Genomic DNA, 21,564 nt, shown 5'->3' with positions numbered 1-21,564 from the left:
CCTATTAAAAATCAAATTCGTCGTCAATGGCGGTACTATCCACAGCAGTTGAGTCTTTTACCACAGGCGGCTTCCAGCAATCTACTTTTATAGACAGGTTTGCCGGGCGCTCAAATGGCTTCTCCGAAACCTTATACACCATAGTATCATCATCATAAATCTTACGCATATAAATGCCCCATATCGGCAAAGCCATTGTAGCCCCCTGGCCATACAGCAGGCTCTTAAAGTGTGCCGAGCGGTCTTCATTACCTACCCAGACGCCGGTTGCAAGATTGGGAACCATACCCACAAACCAGCCGTCGCTCTGGTTTTGCGTAGTACCTGTTTTACCTGCAATAGGATTGGTTATGGCATAAGGATAACCTGTCATACGGTTGTAGCCAGAGCCGCCTCCGCCGCCCCACTTAAGGCGCGCGCCGCTACCGCTTTCGGTAACGCCTTCAAGAAGCTTTATTACAGCGTATGCAATGTCTTTGCTCAGTACTTCTTTTGTTTCAGGCACATTCTGGTACAGTGTTGTACCTTTTTTATCTTCAATTTTTTTAATAACCACAGGTTTTACATACATTCCCTGGTTGGCAAAGGTGCTGTATGCAGCAACCATGTCGCTTACGGTAATTTCAACCGCGCCCAGTGCAATGGCCGGCTGTTCAGGTATATTTGAATTAACACCAAGGTTTTTTGTCATGTCAACCACCGCTTTGGGGCCAACTTTATCAATCAGTTTGGCTGAAACAGTGTTAATGGAGTGGGCAAGGGCCGATTTAAGCGTTACCATGCCGCGGAACTGCCCGTTGCTGTTTTGCGGGTGCCAGTCGGCATCTATACCGTATTTGCCTTTTGGCATAGAGAAAGGCCCGTCAATAATCGAATCGCATGGCGACATATGCAGCTGCTCAATAGCGGTTGCATATACAAACGGCTTAAATGTTGAACCTACCTGCCTTGCGCCCTGCGCTACGTGATCATACTGGAAATGCTTGTAATTGATGCCGCCAACCCAGGCTTTCACGTAGCCTGTTTGCGGTTCCATAGACATTACGCCCGTTTGAAGGAAGTGCTTGTAATACCTGATGGAATCCATAGGTGTCATAAGCGTGTCTTTTTCGCCTTTCCAGGTAAATACCCTCATTTTCGTTTTTTTGTTGAAAGACGCTGTTATATCTTCCTCACTGAAACCTTTCTCGTTCATAATACGCCAGCGCTCACTATTTTTCATAGAGCGGGCAAGTATTTTTTGGGTTTCGGCATCAGAAATATTTATAAATGGTGCGTTTTTGTTTTTCTTTTGCTGGATGAAAAACTCTTCCTGAAGATTTGCAAGATGCGCATCAACAGCTTCTTCAGCATATTGCTGCATTTTTGAATCTATTGTTACATATATTTTAAGGCCATCTCTGTAGATGTCATATTCAGAGCCATCTTCCTTAAGGTTCTCTTTCACCCATTTTTTCATGAAATCACGCAGGTATTCACGGAAGTAAGTGGCGATACCTTCTTTATGGCTTTCAGGAGAGAATTTCAGTACAATTGGCTTACTTTCAAACGCTTTCTTCTGCGCCTGAGTAATAAAACCGTTCTTTTCCATCTGGCCCAGTACCGTATTCCGTCGGTTTTTAGAATCTTTCGGGAAAGTTTTCGGGTTAAGATAGTACGGGTTCTTCAGCATGCCTACAAATACGGCTGCCTCATCAACAGTAAGCTCTTTCGGTTCTTTACCGAAGTACGTTTTAGCTGCCGAACGAATACCTACTGCATTGTTTACAAAATCTACCGTGTTGAGGTACATCGCAATGATTTCCTGCTTGGTGTATTGGCGTTCAAGGCGCGTGGCAATGATCCATTCCTTGGCTTTCTGCACAATACGAAACAGAAAGAACTTGGAGCCTTCGCCATGGAAAAGGTTCTTGGCCAATTGCTGGGTTATGGTACTTGCACCGCCGCTCTTACCCAATGTTGATGCGGCCCTCAGCGTACCTTTTGTGTCGATGCCAGAATGGTCATAAAAACGCTCATCTTCAGTAGCAACCAGTGCATCTACAAGGTGTTTCGGCAGGTCGGCATACTTTACCGGTGTGCGGTTTTCGAGATAAAACTTACCTATGGTAACGCCATCGCTTGAGATGATTTCGGTAGCAGTATTGCTGTCCGGATTTTCAAGCTGGTCAAAGCTCGGCATTCTACCGAAAACGCCCCATGAAGCCAAAAGGAAGAAAACGATAATTGAGAGGAAGCCTACTATGAAAATCTTCCAGAATTTCCTGACGTAATGTGAATAATCCTGATTGTGTGCTGTATTATTTGCCATATTTATTTTGCCGTTTCTATCCTGAAACCTATGTCTGTAATGCCGTCAAGCTCCTGCACGCCGCCAATTTTACCGCTCTGTCGCACCGCCTGCTGTATGTTAAACCTATATTTGCCGGGTTTTGGGAATGTTACATTTTCTTTGTACCAAAGCTTATTTTCTTTAATATCCGTAAAGCCTTCGCCCATTAGCGTACCGTCGGGGTTCGCCATCTGGTACTGCAGCGTATCAACCTTAGCAAGATTTGTGCCCGGCTGCATCATTTCTACAATAAGGTAAAGGTTATTGTATGGGTAACTGTTGTTGTTGCGCACGTTCACAAACAGGTTGTAGCGTGCAACGGTATCAGTCATCTCAACATCAAAACCTACAATGCTGTCTTTGTTCCATGTGCCGCCGCTTATGGATTTATACTCATCAAAAACCTGCTTATCATCACAGGAAATAAGCATTGGCAAAGCCGCTAAAAAAATGAAGCTACTCTTTAGGCGCATCTTTCTGGTCTGTAGGTTTATTATTTTTGTTTCGGTTTTTATTCCTGTTTTTGTTGCGCTTTTCACGGTTTTCGCCACCTTCAGCACTTATGCTCTGCTTATTCGGGCCAGGCTGATTGTTACCTGCAGCATCACGGTTTTGTTCATTGCCTGGCCTGTCACCGCGCTTTTCACGATTCTCACGATTTGGCCTGTTTTCACGGTTATCAGGGCGTTTTTCCCTGTTGTCGCGGTTGTTAGGCGTATTTCCGCCTTCTTTTCTGTCACCGCCTTTATTCGGCTTCTTCCTGTTTTTCTGCTTTGGCTTGTCAAAACGCGTTAGGCTGTCCTGGCCTACAACATTCTGGTAGGTTTTCTCTTCTGTGGCAACTACAACCTCTTCTACATAATCTTCAAGTGCAGCAACACGCTCTTTTTGCTTGTTTACTGCCATTATCTCTTTCACCTGGTCGGCCTTTATCATGTGCCAATGCGCCATATTATTGGTATAGGCAAACCACATATGCCCTTTAAAAATGTCAATTTTCTGGCAGATGGCATCACCTTTTTCGGTGTAAAGTTTGGTATCCATATCCGGAAGCCCTTTCAGTGCATCCAGGTACGTATCAAGTTCATAATTAAGGCAGCACTTTAGTTTACCGCATTGTCCTGCAAGCTTTTGCGGATTGAGTGATAATTGCTGGTAACGTGCCGCGCTTGTATTTACGCTGCGGAAATCTGTAAGCCAGGTAGAGCAGCACAATTCGCGTCCGCATGACCCGATTCCGCCTAAACGTGAAGCTTCCTGGCGGAAACCCACTTGTTTCATCTCTATCCTGGTGCCAAATTCACGCGCAAAATCCTTTATCAACTGGCGGAAATCCACCCTGTCTTCAGCGGTATAGTAAAAGGTAGCCTTAGAGCCATCTCCCTGAAATTCAATATCACTTATTTTCATTTCAAGTTTGAGGCGAATAGCAATTTCGCGTGCCACAACCTTCATCGGCTCTTCTTTATTGCGGGCGTTGCTCCAGATGTCAATGTCTTTCTGCGAAGCCTTGCGGTAAATTTTCAGTATCTCGGCGTTATCTTTTACGCCTTTTTTCTTCATCTGCACTTTTACCAGTTCACCCGTAAGTGTCACAATACCAATGTCGTGGCCGGGTGAAGCTTCGGTAGCAACGATGTCGCCAATGCTTAAAGTCAGTTTTTCTGTATTGCGGTAAAATTCCTTTCGCCCGTTTTTAAAGCGCACTTCAACACAGTCAAAAGGGGCTTGTCCCCCGGGAAGGCTCATGTTTGCAAGCCAGTCAAATACAGTAAGTTTGTTGCAGCTGTCGGTACCGCAGGTGCCGTTATTTTTACATCCGCGGGGCGTGCCGTCTTTGGAGCCCGTTGAACAATTTGTACATGCCATAAGTTTGTTTTGTATGTAGATCGCGGTTTGCCCGCTACGTTTCTAAATAAGATTTTGTGCGTAAAGATAACACATTTTTAATATAACGGATTATCCTGCACTCACCGTATTGCAGGGTGCAGGTTTTAAGATTTCTTTAATAAATTTATACTTGTAAAAATATTCTTAACAGGACGTAAAATATTGTAACATCACTTCCCGGAAATTTATTATTTTTGGCGGCATCTGAAACGGGTTTTTGGATAGGTGTTTTTGAGAATGATTTTTTAATGATGTAACCCGACCACATGAATTTAAACTGGAAAAATATTTTTTTGGCTGACGATGATGCTGACGACCGTGAGTTTTTTGCCGATGCCTTAAAAGAAGTTAAACAAGACGTTGTGCTTACCGAAAGCCGCGACGGGCAGGAACTTATGAAGCTTCTGCAAAATCCTGATGTACAACAGCCTGATGTTATATTCCTTGACCTGAATATGCCCGTGAAAAGCGGCTACCAGTGCCTTGAGGAAATACGCAGGGACGATAACCTGAAAGACAGTGTTGTTGTAATCTTTACCACAAGCAGCCTTCAGGAGGATATTGACAGGCTTTACGCGATGGGAGCTAACCTCTTCATTACCAAGCCAACCAACTTTTTGCATCTTAAAGAGCTGATAAGCAAAGTTTTTTCGTTAGACTGGATGAAAGGTCAGCAACGCCCGGACAGAGATAACTTCTCCCTATCATAAAAAAGCCGCTCAAGTTGAGCGGCTTTTTTGTTACAATAATTCTATTTCAGAATTTTAAACAATTTATCCGAAAGCCGTATCCTGAAAGGTACGTGCAGCGTTACCCTGTCGCCGACTTTTGCAGTTGTGCCCTCGGCGCCGTTTACGCGCATCTGCTCAATCAATACTTCCTGCTGGCCTGTGGTAGGCCCGGTGATGATTACGGTGTCACCGATATTCAGTTCGCCATTTTCCAATGAAAACTGACCCACACCGGCTTTCGGGTAATAGTGCTCGCCTTTGCCAATCAGAATCTTTTTTACACGCTTGATTGCAGGTTTCACTTTCGCAATAGCTTCGTTAGGTATCGCATCGCCCGACTTCTTAAAGCCCAGCTTTTCGCTCTTGCCTTTTTGAAAACCTGGTTGCCTTTCATAATGCCCCGGCGCAAAGCCTTCTGTTCTTCTTCAGGAAGCTGAATGATGTCAAGGCACTCAGGTGAACAGGTATTCAGCATCGCATCTTTACACTCATCACACTGGATGAACAGCAGGTGGCACGCCTCATTGGCGCAGTTGGTGTGGTTGTCACACGGCTTTCCACACTGGTGGCATTGCGCAATAACATCGTCGGTGATGCGCTCGCCCAGCCTGTGGTCAAACACAAAGTTCTTGCCTATAAATTTACTCTCAAGGCCTTCTTCTTTTACCTGGCGGGCATACTCAATGATACCGCCCTCAAGCTGGTACACGTTCTTATAACCCTTATGCTTAAAGAACGCCGACGCCTTTTCACATCTTATTCCGCCCGTGCAGTACATCAGCAGGTTTTTGTCGTCTTTATGGTCGGCCAGTTGCTCTTCAATGATTGGCAGCGACTCGCGGAAGGTATCTACATCGGGCGTTATCGCGTTTTTGAAATGCCCAATCTCGCTTTCGTAATGGTTCCGGAAGTCTACTACAATCGTGTTCGGATCTTCCAGCATCTGGTTAAAATCCTTAGCCCCAAGGTGAATCCCTTTGTTCGTTACATCGAAACTGGCATCGTCAAGCCCGTCGGCCACAATCTTGCTGCGGACTTTAATGGTCAGCTTCAGGAATGAGTGGTCGTCATGCTCATGCGCCACATTCAGGCGGATGTCCTTCAAAAACGGAATCGTATCAAGATGGTCTTTAAAAGCGTAAAAGTTATCGGCCGGGAGCGAAAGCTGTGCGTTGATGCCTTCGGTGGCTACGTATATGCGCCCTAACACCTCCAGTGGGTTCCAGGCCAGGAAAAGGCTGTCGCGAAATTGCTTTGGGTCTTCAATGTGTGCGTACGCGTAGAAAGACAGCGTAAGGCGCTGCTTGCCGCTCTGGTCTATGAGTTCGGCCCTTTCTTCTGCGCTTAAAGTGTTGAACAGTTGCATGCTATACAATTTTAAGTGAGATTTTCAGTATGTCGTTTGGCTCCTGTTGGCGGAACCGTGTGCAAAGGTAAATGTTTTTTTCAAATGGGAAAATTAGCTCTATTAAACGTGGCTGATAAGACTGACAACTTCTACTTTCAGTTTTGGAAGGTGATTGATGAGAACAGACCAGATATTTTCATCGGAAATGTTATCGTAAGCGTGAATGACCTGATTGCGGAGTCCAACTATAGCGCGTGCATTGCTGATTTTATTTTCGAACTGAAGGTCACGCTGTAAGATGCGGTTAACAGCTTCGCCGATGATTTCCAAATCACGTTCAACAGCACGTTTTAGCATCAGGTTATTCTTGTATGCGAAAAAATCTTTAGGCTGATTTTCAAAATAACTCTCAATCTCGTCAATAGCGAATTTAATATCATAAAGCCATTTCAGGATTCTTTCATCCATAAATAAGTTCTTTATTTCTGTTTATGGAGTTGATGAGAACAGGATTTCTCAAAGTTTGTTCTTCAACCAAATCTACCTCTCGTCCAAGTAAATTTTTTAAGCTTTGCTTTAAATTGAGGTAATTATCAAAATAGCCAGCTAAGTTACCAGGCTTGAATTTTACAAGAAAATCAATGTCACTAGATCTGTTAAAATCATTTCGCAAAGCAGAACCAAATAAATACATGGTGTCAACATTATGGCTGGCACAGAGTTTTTTGATTCGGTCGATATTGTTGCTAATGATTTGCATAGGATATAATTACTACAAATTAAGCTTTACGATTATCATCAATTTTTTTTAAGCTAAGCATTAACTTATAAACTGAGGAAATATTTAATTTCTGTACTGACAACACAAAGTCCTCATCGTTTCCTAATCCGCTCATTATTAAATTATGTAATGTATCAGTCGCAGTTTTCGCTAATTCACTTCTATAACTTGTATAATTAGCATTAAAAAAATCTTCAGGTTCTGCTTTGACTTCTTGGAATGCAGCTTCATATCTAAGATTGATAGCATCCATTTTTATTTCCAAGTCCTTTAATAAATCATCTTTTGTAGCCATTTCTAAAAATTTAAGGTGATGTACAATTATAATAAAAAATAATAATAACGGAAAAAATAAAATTCAGAAATATTTCTTTTATAATATTATTTTCTTATATTTGCTTCATCAAAACAAAATCATACTTTTACTCAAAATAGAAAAGACATGAGCGCAGATAAAGAAGCAAAATTAAAAAGCACTACAGCTTACGCTGGATAAACTGGATAAATCATACGGTAAAGGTACCGTGATGAAACTGGGCGATAAAGCCGTGGAAGAGGTGGAAGCCATACCTTCAGGCTCGCTTGGGGTTGACCTTGCCCTTGGTGTTAACGGCTATCCGCGCGGCAGGATAATAGAAATATACGGGCCTGAATCATCAGGTAAAACCACGCTTACACTGCACGCCATTGCCGAAGCGCAAAAGCAGGGCGGTATCGCTGCCTTTATTGATGCGGAACACGCGTTTGACCGCAGCTATGCAGAAAAAACTGAATGTAGATGTAGAGAACCTTATCATCTCGCAGCCGGACAATGGTGAGCAGGCGCTAGAGATTGCTGAAAACCTTATCCGTTCTGGCGCTATTGATATTGTGGTGATTGACTCGGTTGCGGCGCTTACGCCAAAGAGTGAAATCGAGGGTGAAATGGGCGACTCAAAAATGGGACTTCATGCCCGCCTTATGAGCCAGGCATTGCGAAAACTGACGGCTACCATCAGCAAGACCAATTGTACGGTGTTCTTCATCAACCAGCTTCGTGAGAAAATTGGCGTGATGTTCGGTAACCCGGAGACTACTACAGGTGGTAACGCGCTTAAGTTCTATGCGTCGGTGCGCTTGGATATACGCCGTGCTTCTCAAATTAAAGACGGTGAGAATGTACTGGGCAACCGTACCAAGGTTAAGGTAGTGAAGAACAAAGTGGCGCCGCCGTTCAAAACGGCTGAGTTCGACATCATGTATGGTGAAGGTGTAAGCAAGACAGGTGAGATACTTGACCTTGCGGTAGAGTTTGAAATCATCAAGAAATCGGGCTCATGGTTCAGCTACGGCGAGACCAAGCTTGGCCAGGGCCGTGATGCGGTAAAAGCCCTGATTAAAGACAACCCTGAACTTGCAGACGAACTGGAAGACAAGATAAAAGAAGCCATAAAAGTACAGATGGCGTAATATCTCTTACTGGTTCATACAAATCAAAACAGAATCAACTTTCGGGTTGGTTCTGTTTTTTATTGCACAAAGTTAAAGGGAATGAATAAAAAAAAGCCTTCACAATGTGAAGGCTTGTAAAACCAGTGGTCCCACCTGGGCTCGAACCAGGGACCACCTGATTATGAGTCAGGTGCTCTAACCAACTGAGCTATAGGACCGGTTTTGAGGTTGCAATATTACCATAATTTTTAATGCCATGCAATAATTTGTACGATTATTTTAAGCCGTAACTACAATTACCATAACTTTAATAAAGCTATAGGAAAACACCAACATTTAATGGCTTAACTTTGAGGTAAATACTAAACCACAATGTTATGAAAAAGACAGTTTTAAAAAATATCTTCATTGTTGTGCTATTCCTTGGCGGAATGGTTATGACATCTTGCAAGGATAATAAAGATGCGGAAACTACAACTACAGAAACGACTGATACATCAGAAACCTATGAAAACAGTACTGATCCTGAAGAAGGCGATACTGTAGTGACCGCAACTGACACGGTTACCCAAACCAACCGTGATGACAAAAATATGAGCACAGGTACCCAGGTACCTTAAAATTGTACAATATGAAAGCAGCATTTTTAAAGAGCGGACTACTTGCAGGCGCATTTTTACTTGTAAGCCTTGCATCCTGCAAAAGTAAAGAGGCGGAAAATACAGACGCAATGAGCCCTGACACAGATACAACCGTAGTTGATACTACATCTGTATCAACTCAAATGGACACTACAACGGTAAACCCTGACACAATAATGGGCCCGTAGAGATTTAGTATAGAACTGAAGCAGCTGATAAGCTGCTTTTTTTATGTCAGCTTGATTTCGGCGTAAGCTTTGAAATTGTTTTCAGTGCCACAAATTCTTCTCCTCACAGTGATTTTATCACAAAGCCATTCCGTAGTATACTCAAAAGCTGAAAAATCGCCTATACGCCCGTAATCATCATTGGGAATGTTTCGCGCTATGGTTATATGAGGTGTTATTACCGGTTGCCTCTTTACTTGCCGTTTAGGGTCGAGTATGCTGGTTTGCCGTGCCTGTTTCCTAACCTTTTTTGTGACTTTATGCTGAAAGCAATATCGTCAAGAGTTTCAGGGTTAATTACCTTAAGGTGAAGAGTGTTGCTGTTTGCAAAGGTATCATATCCTTCAATCTTTATAGGAAAGCTTTTTAAACCCGATACTGCATTCCGGATATTTTCTTTTACATCGGCCGATTCGTATGCATCAAATGCGGCAAGGGTTATATGCGCCGGGGTTTCATTGTATGGCGCCATCCCAATCATGCTCTTCAGCTTATTTTTTAAGCCTGCTACATCTTCAATGACATTTTTTGGCGGAGAAACAAATACGTGGTATTCATATTTAGTCTCGGGAAATAAAGTAAGCTGTGCAGTATTTTTTCTCGGCATGCTATATGGCTGTAATTATATCTTTTTGATTACGTATGTAACAATTCCCCATATCACAAATTGGTTGTCTTCAGTTACTTTTATGGGCTGATAATTCTTGTTCTCCGGGATAAGGTACATGCAGTCTTTCTCAACTTTCAGGCGCTTTACGGTAAAGTCACCATCAATCAGGTATATGGCTATTTTGCCGTCGTGGGGTTCGAGGCTTCGGTCAACAACAAGTATATCGTCGTTATCTATACCGGCATCTGTCATTGAATTACCTGAAACGCGTATATAAAAAGTAGTGAGCTTATTATCTGTAAGCACTTGATTAAGGTCAATGCGCACTTCCATAAAATCCTGCGCAGGCGATGCAAATCCGGCTGATATCCCGGCAGTGATAAAAGGCTGGGGCTTCCCGTTATCGTAGTCTGGCAGCAGGAAGGTAATTTTTGGCTTATCTCCTTTATCTAGCGGCATTGCACTGTTAGAATTTGGTCAAACCTCGTAGTGTATCTCGGCGAAAGCTTCTCTTGCTTCATGTCCCAGGTTGTTCTGGCCTGTGCGCCCAAACGTACAACCCTGTCACCCATCTTTCCATTAACTTTGTCCATAGCTTTCATAATAGCCAGGTGCCGTGGGTCTTCATCTGTAAAAAGATTGAATTGCCTAGTGTTTTCTGGTATCAGGTCGCTTACTATAACGCCTGCTTTTTTAAATTTTACTGTATCAGTGTCGTCCATGATATCTTTCATCAGTTTTATGGCAGCATTGCTTATCGTGAGGGCTGAATTGGTAGGGAAGGGCAGCGCCATCGCCTGCGAATAATGATATTTCGGTATATCAATATTATGCTTGTCGGCCACCATCATCACTATAACTGTCTGGCAGCACGATTTTTGCCTTCGCAGTTTTTCTGCGGTAACTGTGGCAAAGGTCGATACACGCTCGCGCAACAAGTCATAATCTGTAAGCTGTTTAGGGAAACTCCTTGTTGTAGCAATGCTTTTCTTTTCAATATCAATGGGGTCGGGACCAAGTACCGATTGGCCTTCCAGCTCACACTTTAATCTTGTACCCACCACACCCATTTCTTTTTTTACGATGGCTTCTGCCCATGGCTGGGTAAAATCATAAGCAGTGAGAATATTCTTTGCCTTAAGCCTGCGGGCAGTGCGCCAGCCAATGCCCCACACATCATCAATCTTCATCCATTTAAGGGCTTTCAGGCGCTTTTCGTCGGTGTCCATAACATATACACCTTTTGTTGTATCCTGAAACTTTTTAGCTATCCGGTTGGCAGCCTTTGCAAGTACACGGGTAGGGGCGATGCCAACGCAAATAGGCAGGCTCAGCCACTTTTGGGCACGTGTACGCATCTGCAAACCGTAGTCATGAAAATTTTCAACTGTAATACCGTTAAAATCAAGAAATGCTTCGTCTATGCTGTACACTTCTACATTAGGTGTAAAGTATTCCATGGTTTTCATAAGGCGGTTGCTAAGGTCACCGTACAGGGCATAGTTTGATGAAAACACGCCGACACCTTTTTCCTTAAGCAATGGCCGTATCTTAAATTCGGGTACTGCCATACCTATGCCTAATGCTTTGGCTTCTTCGCTTCGCGAGATAATGCAGCCGTCATTATTAGACAGTACCACAACAGGTTTACCCTGCCATTTCGGCTGGAAAACCCGCTCACAGGATACATAGAAGTTGTTGCAGTCAATCAGCGCATACATAGTACAAATTTAAGTAAAAAGCATGCTTTGAGATTAATACCATGCTAGTTAAAGTATATAAAAAACCCACCGTTTGTGCGGTGGGCTATTATTTGTAAGTTTAGTTTTATAACATATCCAGCAGGTAAGAAGGGTAAAGCCCCAATGCAATTACCAGCAGAATTGAAAGTGCTGCTACAACACCATAGGCCACCGGTACTTTTTGCATTTCGGTTGTAGGCTCTTTGCCATACATGGCCAGTATCAGCTTAAAGTAATAGCCAATGCTTATGATAGAGTTTACCACTGCTACAATAACAATCCCTATATGTTCTGTTCGCAGCACATGTGTAAACAGAAAGAATTTCGCGAAGAAGCCTGAAAGTATCGGTATACCACCCATTGACAGCATAGCCAGTGTAAGTACAGCAGCCATGAAGGGTTTTGTCTTTCCAAGGCCGTTAAAGCTATAGATGTTCTCATCTTTAGTGTTTGATGAGACATAAAGCACTACAGAGAAGGCGGCAATACCTGCAAGCGCATAGGCAGCCGCATAGTAAAACAGCGTTGATGCCATAGCCGGAGGGTTAAAGAATACCATAAGCATAAAACCCGCATGAGATATACCTGAAAATGCCAGCATACGCTTTACATTCACCTGTACCAGCGCCATAAGGTTACCTATGGTCATAGACAATATTGAAATAACGCTTATAATAGTCATATACGCTCCCGGTACGGTAATATTCATGCTGCGCATCAGCTTGAAGAAGGCGGCCATGGCAGCAATCTTAGCCAGTGTACTCATGGTAGCTGTAGTAAGTGCAGGCGATCCTTCATATACATCGGGCGCCCAGAAATGGAATGGCACAGCAGCTATTTTAAATAGCAGGCCGATGGTAAGCAGCACCATGCCGATAAAGAACCAGTTTGGCATGTTTTCACGCATCCCGAAGTTATTTGCTCCTGCAGAGTTAAGTATTTCAGTCGTGTCAAATGAACCCGTTGCACCGTAAATCAATGCGATGCCGAAAAGAATGATTCCCGAAGCAAACGCTCCCATAAGGAAATATTTCATACCCGCTTCGTTACTGCGGATGTTCTTCGGCTCGCTCGCTGCAAGTACATATAATGAAATTGAAAGCACTTCTATCCCTAAAAAGAACATGGCCAGGTTGCCAAAAGTAACCATTGCCACCGCGCCTGCAAGCAGGAACAGTTTTATGGCAACAAAGTCAGATATCTTTGGTTTATGCTCTTTATGGAAATCAGGGCTCAATGCGATAAGGAAAATGGCCAGCACAATAAAAAGCATGGAGAATGCTTTACCGTAACTGTCCTGTATTATCATATTATTGAATGTACCTGCATCAGGTATGTTCATATAAGGTAAGCCCAGAACGGCAAGCAGCCCGATTATGGTAACCGGTACAATTGCTTTCCTTAAGTTGAAGATTTCAGCTATAAGGCATATAAGGCCTAATCCTGCAATAGCTATTAATGTATTCATTTCTATATCTTAGGGCTTAATTAAATCGGTTTACATATTCTGAAAGGCGCACGAGTTCCGGCGTCACAAAATCGTATATCGGCTTAGGGTAAAGTCCGAAAACGAGTAGTACCGCAATTATGGCTACCAGCACAAAGCCTTCACCAAACGTAACATCGGCAAAAATCCTTGCATTGGTTTCGCCAAGCATCACTCTCTGGAACATCCTCAGCATGTAGAACGCTCCCAGTATTATTGTTGTACCTCCTATCACGGCCAGCCAGATGTTGGCTTGTGCAAGGCTGTAAAGCAGTTCAAATTCACCGATAAAGTTGAAAGTTCCCGGCAGCGCTACCGATGCCAGCACCAGTATCATGAACATCGAAGTGAACTTTGGCGACTGGCTCCTGATGCCACCCATCTCGTCTATAGACTGAGTGTTATACCTGCGCTCAATGATATCAGCCACATAAAACAAGCCTACAACCACAAACCCGTGTGCAATCATCTGTAGGAAAGCGCCCCGCATACCGTCAATAGTAAGCGTATAAATACCAGCCGCAATAAGGCCAACGTGTGCCAGTGATGAATAGGCTAAAAGCTTTTTTATATTGTTTTGCTTTAATGCCACAATTGAACCGTAAACCACGCCTGCAATCGAAAGGCCTACAAAAATGTACATATAGTTTTTAGCGGCCAGCGGCGCTATAGGCAGCTGCCAGCGCACAATGCTGTAAAGCGCCATTTTCAGCATGATGCCCGATAGCAGCATGGTACCCACAGCCGGAGCCTTTTGGTAGGTATTGGCCTGCCATGTATGGAATGGTATGAGCGGAATCTTGATGGCGTATGCCGCAAAGAAACCCAGGAATACCCAAAGCTGCTGGTTAGGCGTTAAGAATGCCCTGTACAGGCTTATATTTAAGAATGATCCTGTGCGAGTATATAGATAGATGAAAGATACAAGCATGAACAGTGAACCCGCAAACGTGTAGATAAAGAACTTCACGATAGCTCTCTTTCTGTCTTCCGCATTGCCGTTGCCCCATATTAATGCTATGAAGTATATTGGTATAAGCGCAAGTTCCCAGAAAATGTAGTACACAAAACCGTCAACACTAAGGAATGTACCGGCCATAGCAAATGCCATAAACAGTATAAGTGCGTAAAGCGAGCGTTGGTTCTCAAAATTATTCCTGAAGGTTGAAAGAATGATAAGCGGTGTTAATGCTGTAGTAAGCAAAGCCATGGCGAGTGACAGCCCGTCTGCCTGGAAAGCCAGGTAAATTTTGGGGGTTTTCATCCAGAGTGCGATATAGCTTACTGCTTCACCGTTTACAAAGCTTAAAGTAGTGGCTATGGTTGCCGCAAAGGCACCAACGCTGAAAAGAAGGGCTACTTTTGATGCCCATTTATTGCCTGCAAGATACGTTGCAACAGCTCCCGTTAATAAGATAATGAGTAGTATAGATACGTTCATCAGGTATAAATTATTTTAAGAACACATAAGCCACTACAGAGCAAATGCCAAATACAAATACAAAAAGATACAAGCCAACGCTGCCGTTCTGGATGGTGCGGCCTTCGTCGCCAAACATGTTTGCCAGCTTACCGGTGCCAAACACCAGCCCCGAAATACCTCTTTCAACCACGTTTTTACCAAAAGATGCTATAGCATAAATTGGCTTCACGATAACTGCCATGTAAAATTCATCAACATAGAATTTATTGTAAAGCACTTTGTGTACGCCTTCAATTTCGCTGTCCTGTGGCGGCACTTCGCCTTTTTTGATGTATTTCATGTAAGCGATGCCGATACCGATAAGCGCGCCCACTACAGCAATACCCATAAGCATATAGGCTGTTGTGTCAAGATGGTGATGTACTGCAGGTTTTGCAATTACGGGAGCCAGGTAGTGGTTAAGCCAGCTGCTGCCCGGCAGGCTTATAGCCCCTCCTACAAGTGCAAGTATTGCTAAAATAATAAGCGGGAATGTAATTAATGTGGGAGACTCATGCAGGTGGTGTTTCAGCTCTTCAGTTCCGCGGAAACTTTTAAAGAAAGTTAGGTACAGCAGCCTGAACATATAGAAAGCCGTCATTATCGATGCCAATGATGCTATCACCCATAATGCCTTATTATGATGGAATGCCGTCATCAAAATTTCATCTTTAGAAAAGAATCCTGAAAACGGAGGTAATCCTGAAATAGCAAGGGTTGATATAAGGAACGTGATGAATGTAATTTTCATCCAGCCTTTCAGCCCGCCCATGTTGCGCATGTCCTGCTCGCCATGAAGCGCGTGTATAACTGAACCAGAACCAAGGAATAAACATGCTTTAAAGAACGCATGTGTGATAACGTGGAAAACCGCTATCTCATAAGCGCCAAGTCCAAGCGCAAGGAACATAAGCCCAAGCTGTGATACGGTAGAGTAGGCAAGTACTTTCTTGATGTCGTTTTGTACAAGCCCGATTGCGGCAGCCACTAGTGATGTGATTGCACCTACAATGGCTATTACATTTTGTACATCAGGTGCAAGGTCAAACAAAGAGTTCATCCTCGTAATCATGAAGATACCCGCTGTTACCATCGTTGCCGCGTGAATAAGCGCCGATACAGGAGTAGGGCCGGCCATCGCATCTGGCAGCCATGTATAGAGCGGAAGCTGTGCACTCTTACCACACGCGCCTATGAAAAGGCATAGTGCAGCGGCGCTCAGCCACATCATATCAATTTGTTGTCCGCTTTCAATGGCGGTTCTTATCGTTGTGTAATCAACGCTGTTGAAAAAGGTAGCCAAGGATGAATATCCCGATAAGGAAACCGAGGTCACCAATACGGTTCATAATGAAGGCTTTCTTGGCAGCATCATTGTAATCCTGGTTTTTATACCAGAACCCGATAAGCAGGTATGAGCATAGCCCAACACCTTCCCAGCCTATGAACATAATAAGCAGGTTGCTGCCCATTACCAGCGTGATCATAAAGAAAACAAACAGGTTAAGGTAAGCAAAGAACTTGTGCATGTTCTCATCATCGTGCATATAGCTGATAGAGTAGATGTGTATAAGCGTACCGATGCCGGTAACAAACATTAGCCACAACAGTGAAAGCTGGTCAAGCTGGAAACCGAAATCAACCTGGAAGTTAGCCAGGCGCATCCACTCAAAAAGCGTAATATCTATACCTGTTTTTGTGTCAAGCACCTGAAGGAAAAAATACAGCGTAACAGCAAATGATGTTGCTACGGCAGCAGTGCCAAGCCATCCGGCAGCGCCATGGCCAAGCTTTTTCCCGAAAAATACATTAAGTAAAAACCCGGCAAACGGGGCGAAAAGTAACAGTAAAGCCAAATTTATCTCCATCAGGGGTTATCCTTTTAGTTTCTTTAAATTGTCAATATCAATATTGCCCAAGTTCCTGTAAATGGCTACAAGTATAGCAAGGCCTACAGCAACTTCTGCAGCGGCAACAGCCATAGAGAAGAATACGAAAACCTGCCCGGCAGCATCCTGGTGATACGTTGAGAATGCTACAAGCAGCAGGTTTACCGCGTTGAGCATTATCTCGATAGACATGAACATAACAATGGCATTGCGGCGGTACAGTACCCCGAACGCACCCACGCAAAATAGCAGAGTGCTCAGGTAAATGTAGTTGTCAATACCTATTTCCTGTAATATATTTTCCATACTAATTATTAATATGTTCTTTTTTAGAAAGCAATACCGCGCCTATCATTGATACAAGCAGCAATACTGAAGCGAATTCAAACGGTACCATGTAATCATTAAGGAGTACCTGACCCAATACTTTGATCGACTGGAAATCTTCACCCGATACCTGGTACTCATGCTGTCTCTGCCCTTTAATAAATGCCGCTAAAAGCACAAGCGCCACAAGGCAGAACGAGCCCACCGCAGCAAGGCGCGAAAGCAATGATTTATTACGCTCGTCTTCTTTATTGAGGTTCATGAGCATTATCGTGAAGAGCATCAGTATCATAATGGCCCCCGAGTAAACGATTACGTGTACGATGGCAAGGAACTGCGCATTGAACATAAGATAATGCCCTGCAACTGAGAAGAAGCAAAGCACAAGGTAAATAGCGCTGTGAATAGGGTTCTTGCTGAAAATGGTAAGGAATGCGGTAGCAAGCGTGATGGCCGAAAGGATGTAAAATAAAGTTGTTATCATACTATTTCGCCATTTGTGGTTTAGTGTTATTAATAGCCATTTCAAGAGGCATTACAAGCTTGTCTTTCCCGAAGATAAAATCTTCACGGTCACTGTTTGATTTTACCATCACGCGTGATTTTGTAAGGTAAATTGCCTGTTTGGGGCACGCCTCTTCACACAGCCCGCAGAAAATGCAGCGCAGCATGTTTATCTCGTAGATAGATGCGTATTTTTCCTCACGGTACAGGTGCATTTCATCAGGCTTGCGTTCTTCAGCCTTCATGGTGATAGCCTCGGCAGGGCATGACAATGCACAGAGCCCGCAGGCAGTACAGCGCTCGCGGCCTTCCTCATCACGCATAAGCATGTGCTGGCCACGATACACAGGGCTCAACTCACGGGTTTGCTCAGGGTATTTAATAGTCACCTTGCGGGTGAATAAGTGCCGTATGGTGATACCCAGTCCCTTAAAGATGGCAACAAGGTAAAGGCTTTCCCAAAAATTCATTTTTTTGTTGGAAACCTCTTTCTTCCTGCCCGATAATGATATGGTTTCTATTGACATTTCTTTATCTTGATTTGCGTTGGAAAATTCCGCAGCGTTTTAATTTTTGTTATTCAGCAAGCAGCATTACAACGCCCGTTACTATAATATTGGCGATAGACAGCGGTATAAGCATTTTCCATCCCAGGCGCATCAGCTGGTCATAACGGAACCTTGGCACCGTCCACCTTACCCACATATAGAAGAATATGAAGAAGCAAAGCTTAGCAAATAATACCATGATGCCTATAATGCTGGCTACGTTTACGCCTGCCGCTTCTCTTACCCAGTCCATACCCGGATAGTTGTAGCCGCCAAAGTAAAGTACTGCAAGGATAGTTGATGAGATGAACATACTGGCATATTCCGCAAACAGGTAAAAGCCCATTTTCATTGAAGAATACTCGGTATGGTAACCGCCGATAAGCTCAGCCTCACACTCGGCAAGGTCAAACGGGGTGCGGTTAGTTTCAGCAAATGAACATACCAGGAATATCAGGAAGCCTACCGGCTGGTAGAAAACGTTCCAGTTCATGCCGTGCTGTTGTGCCGCGATTTCACCAAGGCTGAGTGTACCTGTCATCATAATCAAAGCAATGATAGAAAGGCCCATTGCTACTTCGTATGATATCATTTGTGATGAAGCACGCATGGCGCTCATCAGTGAGAATTTGTTATTTGATGCCCATCCGCCAATCATAATGCCGTAAACACCAACAGACAGTACTCCGAATACGTATAGCAGTGCCACGTCAATATCGGTTGCCTGAAGCACAACAGTACGGCCGAATACTTCAAGTTTGTCGCCCCACGGTATTACAGCGCTGGTCATAAGCGCCATAGTCATTGATATGGCAGGGCCTACGATGAACAGAAACCTGTTTGGTGTGTTCGGGAAGAATTCTTCTTTAGAGAAGAGTTTCAAACCATCGGCCAAAGGCTGTAATATACCGCCTTTACCTGCACGGTTTGGCCCTACGCGGTCCTGAAGCCATGCAGCGATTTTACGTTCGGCCAGTGTTGAGTACATGGCCATGAGCATCGTAATGGCAAAAACTGCCACGATAAAGACGCTCTTTTCAATGATTAATGCCTGATCCATTATACGTTTCCTTCTTTAAATACCTCACGCTCTTCCGGTTTCAGCGGAATTGCCGGCATACTTATTTTCTTCCTGTCGCGGTCGCGGCCAAGAAGTATGTTTTTTTCTGTTTCTATCACTACCGGCTCAATCTTGCGGGTATAGTTGTTCGCATTGATAACCGAATCTTTCTCAAACTTGCGCGGGCCTTCAATCACCCAGTCTTTAGGGTCTTTATGCTCAAAGCGGCACTCATTGCAGATGAATTCTTCCACTTCGTGGTACTCATCCTTACGGGCCGTAACACGCTGAATTTCTTCGCCAAACATCCAAAGCGTGGTCTTACCGCAACACTTATCGCAGTCACGATGTGCGTTGTACGGCTTGTTAAACCATACCCTTTGCTTAAAGCGGAAGGTTTTATCTGTCAATGCACCCACAGGGCACACATCAATCATGTTTCCTGAGAATTCATTGGTCACTGCTTTAGAAATACAGGTTGATATCTGCGAATGGTCGCCACGGTTTACAACGCCATGCACACGGCTGTCGGTAAGCTGGTCGGCCACCATAACGCAGCGGTAGCAGAGTATGCAACGGTTCATGTGCAACTGGATGTTCGGGCCAATATTTTCAGGCTCGAATGTGCGTTTCTCTTCAATAAAACGTGTCTTGGCTGCACCGTGCTTAAAGCTCAGGTTCTGCAGGTCGCATTCACCGGCCTGGTCACACACAGGGCAATCCAGCGGGTGGTTTATCAGCAGGAATTCCGTAACCGATTTCCTTGCATCTACAACCCTTTCAGAAGTGATGCTTTTCACTTCCATTCCATCCATCACGCCCGTTACGCATGAAGCCATAAGCTTCGGCATAGGGGTAGGGTTGGCCTCACTGCCTTTTGTTACCTCTACCAGGCAGCAACGGCATTTGCCACCGCTCCCTTTAAGTTTTGAGTAATAGCACATTGCCGGCGGGACAGATTCCCCGCCAATCATACGCGCAGCCTGCAGGATGGTGGTCCCCGGTTCTACGTCTATTTCCTGGCCGTCTATTGTTACTTTCATTTTTATTGAGTTTGAAAGTTTAAAGTTTAAAAGTTGCAAAGTTCCTACTCAACAACGTAAACTCAATTTCAATTTTATTTATGAGGAAAGCATCCGGTTCGATAGAACTTTCAAACTTTCAACATTCTAACTTTATAACTTAAATTATACTACTTCCTTAGCTACCATGTGCTTCACCTTTTCCCAAGGCTCGGCCACAAAGTGGTCTCTGTTTTTAATTTTTTCAGGGTATCTTACGTGGAATTCAAACTCGTCCCTGAAATGGCGTATAGCTGCCGCCACCGGCCATGCTGCCGCATCACCTAATGGACATATAGTGTTACCCTCAATCTTGCGCTGTATATCCCAAAGCAATTCAATGTCTTCTTCGCGGCCATGCCCGTGTTCTATACGGTGAAGCACTTTCTCCATCCAGCCGGTACCTTCGCGGCACGGTGAGCACTGCCCACAGCTTTCATGATGGTAAAACCTCGAGAAGTTCCAGGTATTACGTACGATACACGTGGTGTCGTTATATACGATGAACCCGCCTGAACCAAGCATTGAGCCTGATGCAAAACCGCCTTCAGAAAGTGACTCATATGTCATAAGCCTGTCGTTGCCTTCTGCTGTCTTAAATATAAGATTGGCAGGAAGGATAGGCACAGACGAACCGCCCGGTACCAATGCCTTCAACGGCCTGTCATCCATCATTCCGCCTAAGTATTCGTCAGAGTTCATGAACTCGTCAACACTAAGGCCAAGGTCTATTTCATACACGCCCGGGTTTTTGCAATGCCCTGATGCTGATATAAGTTTAGTTCCTGTAGAGCGGCCGATGCCTATTTTAGCATATTCTGCGCCGGTATTGTTCACAATCCACGGCACAGCTGCAATAGACTCAACGTTGTTTACAACCGTAGGATTAGCCCAAAGCCCGCTCACCGCCGGGAATGGCGGCTTAATGCGCGGGTTACCCCTTTTGCCTTCAAGCGACTCGATAAGCGCAGTCTCTTCACCACAAATATACGCACCGGCGCCGCAGTGTACGTGCAGGTCAAGGTCATAGCCTGTACCCAATATGTTTTTACCCAGCCAACCGGCTGCATAGGCTTCTTTAATCGCATTTTCAAGTATGCGGAAAACCCACATATATTCGCCACGGATGTAGATATATGACAGGTTACAGCCCAGTGCATAGCTCGATGTGATCATCCCCTCGATGAGGATGTGCGGGATGAACTCCATGAGGTAGCGGTCTTTGAATGTTCCCGGCTCTGACTCATCGGCGTTACAAACCAGGTGCCTTGGCTTGCCTGATTTTTTATCGATAAAGCTCCACTTCATTCCGGTAGGGAAGCCTGCACCGCCACGGCCGCGAAGCCCTGAGGTTTTTACTTCTTCCACCACTTCATCAGGCGTCATGCTTTTCAGCGCTTTCTCTACAGAGCGGTAGCCGCCTTCACGGCGATACACTTCGTAGGTGCGGATTCCCGGCACATGCGCTTTCTCTAATAATATCTTTTGTCCCAT

Annotated in this window: 20 protein-coding genes, 1 tRNA gene and 3 pseudogenes; 4 read left to right on the top strand and 20 right to left on the bottom strand. The window is 44.3% G+C overall.

The window, feature by feature from the left end; translation table 11 throughout:
• Positions 1-4 precede the first annotated feature (4 nt).
• From LRS05_RS01805 to ricT, 3 genes are read right to left on the bottom strand one after another with little or no spacing between them, the layout of a single operon-like run.
• Positions 5-2,311: a penicillin-binding protein 1A gene (locus tag LRS05_RS01805; RefSeq protein WP_257866746.1), complete on the bottom strand. Its 2,307-nt coding sequence runs from the start codon at positions 2,309-2,311 to the stop codon at positions 5-7.
• A 2-nt stretch (positions 2,312-2,313) separates the two neighbouring features.
• Positions 2,314-2,805, bottom strand: a complete 492-nt coding sequence (locus LRS05_RS01800) for a gliding motility lipoprotein GldH (RefSeq protein ID WP_257866745.1) — start codon at positions 2,803-2,805, stop codon at positions 2,314-2,316.
• On the bottom strand, positions 2,789-4,201 hold the full coding sequence (gene ricT, locus LRS05_RS01795) for a regulatory iron-sulfur-containing complex subunit RicT (RefSeq protein ID WP_257866744.1): 1,413 nt from the start codon (positions 4,199-4,201) through the stop codon (positions 2,789-2,791). The genes LRS05_RS01800 and ricT overlap by 17 nt, the downstream gene beginning before the upstream one ends.
• A 287-nt stretch (positions 4,202-4,488) precedes the next feature.
• Here ricT and LRS05_RS01790 point away from each other — a divergent pair, with 287 nt between their 5' ends.
• A complete protein-coding gene (locus tag LRS05_RS01790) occupies positions 4,489-4,932 on the top strand; it encodes a response regulator (RefSeq protein ID WP_257866743.1) in 444 nt (147 codons plus the stop codon).
• A gap of 41 nt (positions 4,933-4,973) precedes the next feature.
• On the opposite strand, the pseudogene LRS05_RS01785 reads toward LRS05_RS01790, so the two are convergent.
• From LRS05_RS01785 to LRS05_RS01770, 4 genes and pseudogenes are all read right to left on the bottom strand, one after another.
• Positions 4,974-6,319 (bottom strand): annotated as a pseudogene (locus LRS05_RS01785) (rhodanese-related sulfurtransferase).
• A 102-nt stretch (positions 6,320-6,421) separates the two neighbouring features.
• Positions 6,422-6,769, bottom strand: coding sequence for a DUF86 domain-containing protein (locus LRS05_RS01780; RefSeq protein WP_257866742.1), 348 nt, complete (start codon positions 6,767-6,769; stop codon positions 6,422-6,424).
• Positions 6,762-7,061 (bottom strand): nucleotidyltransferase family protein, encoded by a 300-nt coding sequence (locus tag LRS05_RS01775; RefSeq protein ID WP_257866741.1) that lies wholly within the window; start codon positions 7,059-7,061, stop codon positions 6,762-6,764. The genes LRS05_RS01780 and LRS05_RS01775 overlap by 8 nt, the downstream gene beginning before the upstream one ends.
• A 19-nt stretch (positions 7,062-7,080) precedes the next feature.
• Complete coding sequence (locus LRS05_RS01770) at positions 7,081-7,377, bottom strand: hypothetical protein (RefSeq protein WP_257866740.1); 297 nt, start codon at positions 7,375-7,377, stop codon at positions 7,081-7,083.
• A 147-nt stretch (positions 7,378-7,524) separates the two neighbouring features.
• Here LRS05_RS01770 and recA point away from each other — a divergent pair.
• Positions 7,525-8,531: pseudogene (gene recA, locus LRS05_RS01765) on the top strand (recombinase RecA).
• A gap of 126 nt (positions 8,532-8,657) precedes the next feature.
• Here recA and LRS05_RS01760 read toward each other — a convergent pair.
• Positions 8,658-8,731: transfer RNA gene (locus LRS05_RS01760), tRNA-Ile, on the bottom strand.
• Between the two features lie 159 nt (positions 8,732-8,890).
• Between LRS05_RS01760 and LRS05_RS01755 the strand changes: the two genes are divergently transcribed.
• Together LRS05_RS01755 and LRS05_RS01750 are read left to right on the top strand one after the other, a co-directional pair.
• Positions 8,891-9,133, top strand: coding sequence for a hypothetical protein (locus LRS05_RS01755; RefSeq protein WP_257866739.1), 243 nt, complete (start codon positions 8,891-8,893; stop codon positions 9,131-9,133).
• 11 nt (positions 9,134-9,144) lie between these two features.
• Positions 9,145-9,342 (top strand): hypothetical protein, encoded by a 198-nt coding sequence (locus tag LRS05_RS01750; protein WP_257866738.1) that lies wholly within the window; start codon positions 9,145-9,147, stop codon positions 9,340-9,342.
• A gap of 232 nt (positions 9,343-9,574) precedes the next feature.
• Here LRS05_RS01750 and LRS05_RS01745 read toward each other — a convergent pair whose 3' ends face one another.
• The 12 genes and pseudogenes from LRS05_RS01745 to nuoF all read right to left on the bottom strand — a co-directional run bounded on the left by LRS05_RS01745 (position 9,575) and on the right by nuoF (position 21,564).
• Complete coding sequence (locus LRS05_RS01745; protein WP_257866737.1) at positions 9,575-9,988, bottom strand: 2'-5' RNA ligase family protein; 414 nt, start codon at positions 9,986-9,988, stop codon at positions 9,575-9,577.
• A gap of 15 nt (positions 9,989-10,003) precedes the next feature.
• Complete coding sequence (locus LRS05_RS01740; protein WP_257866736.1) at positions 10,004-10,450, bottom strand: LexA family transcriptional regulator; 447 nt, start codon at positions 10,448-10,450, stop codon at positions 10,004-10,006.
• Positions 10,441-11,712 (bottom strand): Y-family DNA polymerase, encoded by a 1,272-nt coding sequence (locus LRS05_RS01735; protein ID WP_257866735.1) that lies wholly within the window; start codon positions 11,710-11,712, stop codon positions 10,441-10,443. The genes LRS05_RS01740 and LRS05_RS01735 overlap by 10 nt, the downstream gene beginning before the upstream one ends.
• A 106-nt stretch (positions 11,713-11,818) precedes the next feature.
• Positions 11,819-13,201: an NADH-quinone oxidoreductase subunit N gene (locus LRS05_RS01730; protein ID WP_257866734.1), complete on the bottom strand. Its 1,383-nt coding sequence runs from the start codon at positions 13,199-13,201 to the stop codon at positions 11,819-11,821.
• Between the two features lie 16 nt (positions 13,202-13,217).
• The gene (locus tag LRS05_RS01725) at positions 13,218-14,660 is read right to left on the bottom strand and encodes a NuoM family protein (RefSeq protein ID WP_257866733.1); all 1,443 of its coding nucleotides are present in this window, start codon (positions 14,658-14,660) and stop codon (positions 13,218-13,220) included.
• 10 nt (positions 14,661-14,670) lie between these two features.
• Positions 14,671-16,549, bottom strand: a pseudogene (gene nuoL, locus LRS05_RS01720) (NADH-quinone oxidoreductase subunit L).
• Positions 16,550-16,555: 6 nt separating this feature from the next.
• Positions 16,556-16,876, bottom strand: coding sequence for an NADH-quinone oxidoreductase subunit NuoK (gene nuoK / locus LRS05_RS01715; protein WP_257866732.1), 321 nt, complete (start codon positions 16,874-16,876; stop codon positions 16,556-16,558).
• 1 nt (position 16,877) lies between these two features.
• A complete protein-coding gene (locus LRS05_RS01710) occupies positions 16,878-17,381 on the bottom strand; it encodes an NADH-quinone oxidoreductase subunit J (protein ID WP_257866731.1) in 504 nt (167 codons plus the stop codon).
• 1 nt (position 17,382) lies between these two features.
• Positions 17,383-17,928, bottom strand: a complete 546-nt coding sequence (locus LRS05_RS01705) for an NADH-quinone oxidoreductase subunit I (RefSeq protein WP_257866730.1) — start codon at positions 17,926-17,928, stop codon at positions 17,383-17,385.
• 49 nt (positions 17,929-17,977) lie between these two features.
• Positions 17,978-19,009: an NADH-quinone oxidoreductase subunit NuoH gene (gene nuoH, locus LRS05_RS01700; protein WP_257866729.1), complete on the bottom strand. Its 1,032-nt coding sequence runs from the start codon at positions 19,007-19,009 to the stop codon at positions 17,978-17,980.
• Positions 19,009-20,052, bottom strand: coding sequence for a 2Fe-2S iron-sulfur cluster-binding protein (locus LRS05_RS01695; RefSeq protein ID WP_257866728.1), 1,044 nt, complete (start codon positions 20,050-20,052; stop codon positions 19,009-19,011). Before LRS05_RS01695 ends, nuoH begins: the two co-directional genes overlap by 1 nt.
• A gap of 144 nt (positions 20,053-20,196) precedes the next feature.
• Positions 20,197-21,564: an NADH-quinone oxidoreductase subunit NuoF gene (nuoF, locus tag LRS05_RS01690; protein ID WP_257866727.1), complete on the bottom strand. Its 1,368-nt coding sequence runs from the start codon at positions 21,562-21,564 to the stop codon at positions 20,197-20,199.

The organism is Flavobacterium sp. J372, assembly GCF_024699965.1.
Classification (GTDB): domain Bacteria; phylum Bacteroidota; class Bacteroidia; order Flavobacteriales; family Flavobacteriaceae; genus Flavobacterium.
Note: the sequence above shows the minus strand (reverse complement) of the source record. Positions and strands in the feature narration are given on the sequence as shown.

Coding starts and splice junctions, on each gene's coding strand:
- nuoF (WP_257866727.1), bottom strand. CDS start 21,564: ATGGGACAAAAGATATTATTAGAGAAAGCGCATGTGCCGGGAATCCGC.
- LRS05_RS01790 (WP_257866743.1), top strand. CDS start 4,489: ATGAATTTAAACTGGAAAAATATTTTTTTGGCTGACGATGATGCTGAC.
- LRS05_RS01740 (WP_257866736.1), bottom strand. CDS start 10,450: ATGCCGCTAGATAAAGGAGATAAGCCAAAAATTACCTTCCTGCTGCCA.
- LRS05_RS01725 (WP_257866733.1), bottom strand. CDS start 14,660: ATGAACGTATCTATACTACTCATTATCTTATTAACGGGAGCTGTTGCA.
- nuoK (WP_257866732.1), bottom strand. CDS start 16,876: ATGGAAAATATATTACAGGAAATAGGTATTGACAACTACATTTACCTG.
- LRS05_RS01750 (WP_257866738.1), top strand. CDS start 9,145: ATGAAAGCAGCATTTTTAAAGAGCGGACTACTTGCAGGCGCATTTTTA.
- LRS05_RS01730 (WP_257866734.1), bottom strand. CDS start 13,201: ATGAATACATTAATAGCTATTGCAGGATTAGGCCTTATATGCCTTATA.
- LRS05_RS01775 (WP_257866741.1), bottom strand. CDS start 7,061: ATGCAAATCATTAGCAACAATATCGACCGAATCAAAAAACTCTGTGCC.
- LRS05_RS01755 (WP_257866739.1), top strand. CDS start 8,891: ATGAAAAAGACAGTTTTAAAAAATATCTTCATTGTTGTGCTATTCCTT.
- LRS05_RS01800 (WP_257866745.1), bottom strand. CDS start 2,805: ATGCGCCTAAAGAGTAGCTTCATTTTTTTAGCGGCTTTGCCAATGCTT.
- LRS05_RS01735 (WP_257866735.1), bottom strand. CDS start 11,712: ATGTATGCGCTGATTGACTGCAACAACTTCTATGTATCCTGTGAGCGG.
- nuoH (WP_257866729.1), bottom strand. CDS start 19,009: ATGGATCAGGCATTAATCATTGAAAAGAGCGTCTTTATCGTGGCAGTT.
- LRS05_RS01780 (WP_257866742.1), bottom strand. CDS start 6,769: ATGGATGAAAGAATCCTGAAATGGCTTTATGATATTAAATTCGCTATT.
- LRS05_RS01770 (WP_257866740.1), bottom strand. CDS start 7,377: ATGGCTACAAAAGATGATTTATTAAAGGACTTGGAAATAAAAATGGAT.
- ricT (WP_257866744.1), bottom strand. CDS start 4,201: ATGGCATGTACAAATTGTTCAACGGGCTCCAAAGACGGCACGCCCCGC.
- LRS05_RS01695 (WP_257866728.1), bottom strand. CDS start 20,052: ATGAAAGTAACAATAGACGGCCAGGAAATAGACGTAGAACCGGGGACC.
- LRS05_RS01710 (WP_257866731.1), bottom strand. CDS start 17,381: ATGATAACAACTTTATTTTACATCCTTTCGGCCATCACGCTTGCTACC.
- LRS05_RS01745 (WP_257866737.1), bottom strand. CDS start 9,988: ATGCCGAGAAAAAATACTGCACAGCTTACTTTATTTCCCGAGACTAAA.
- LRS05_RS01805 (WP_257866746.1), bottom strand. CDS start 2,311: ATGGCAAATAATACAGCACACAATCAGGATTATTCACATTACGTCAGG.
- LRS05_RS01705 (WP_257866730.1), bottom strand. CDS start 17,928: ATGTCAATAGAAACCATATCATTATCGGGCAGGAAGAAAGAGGTTTCC.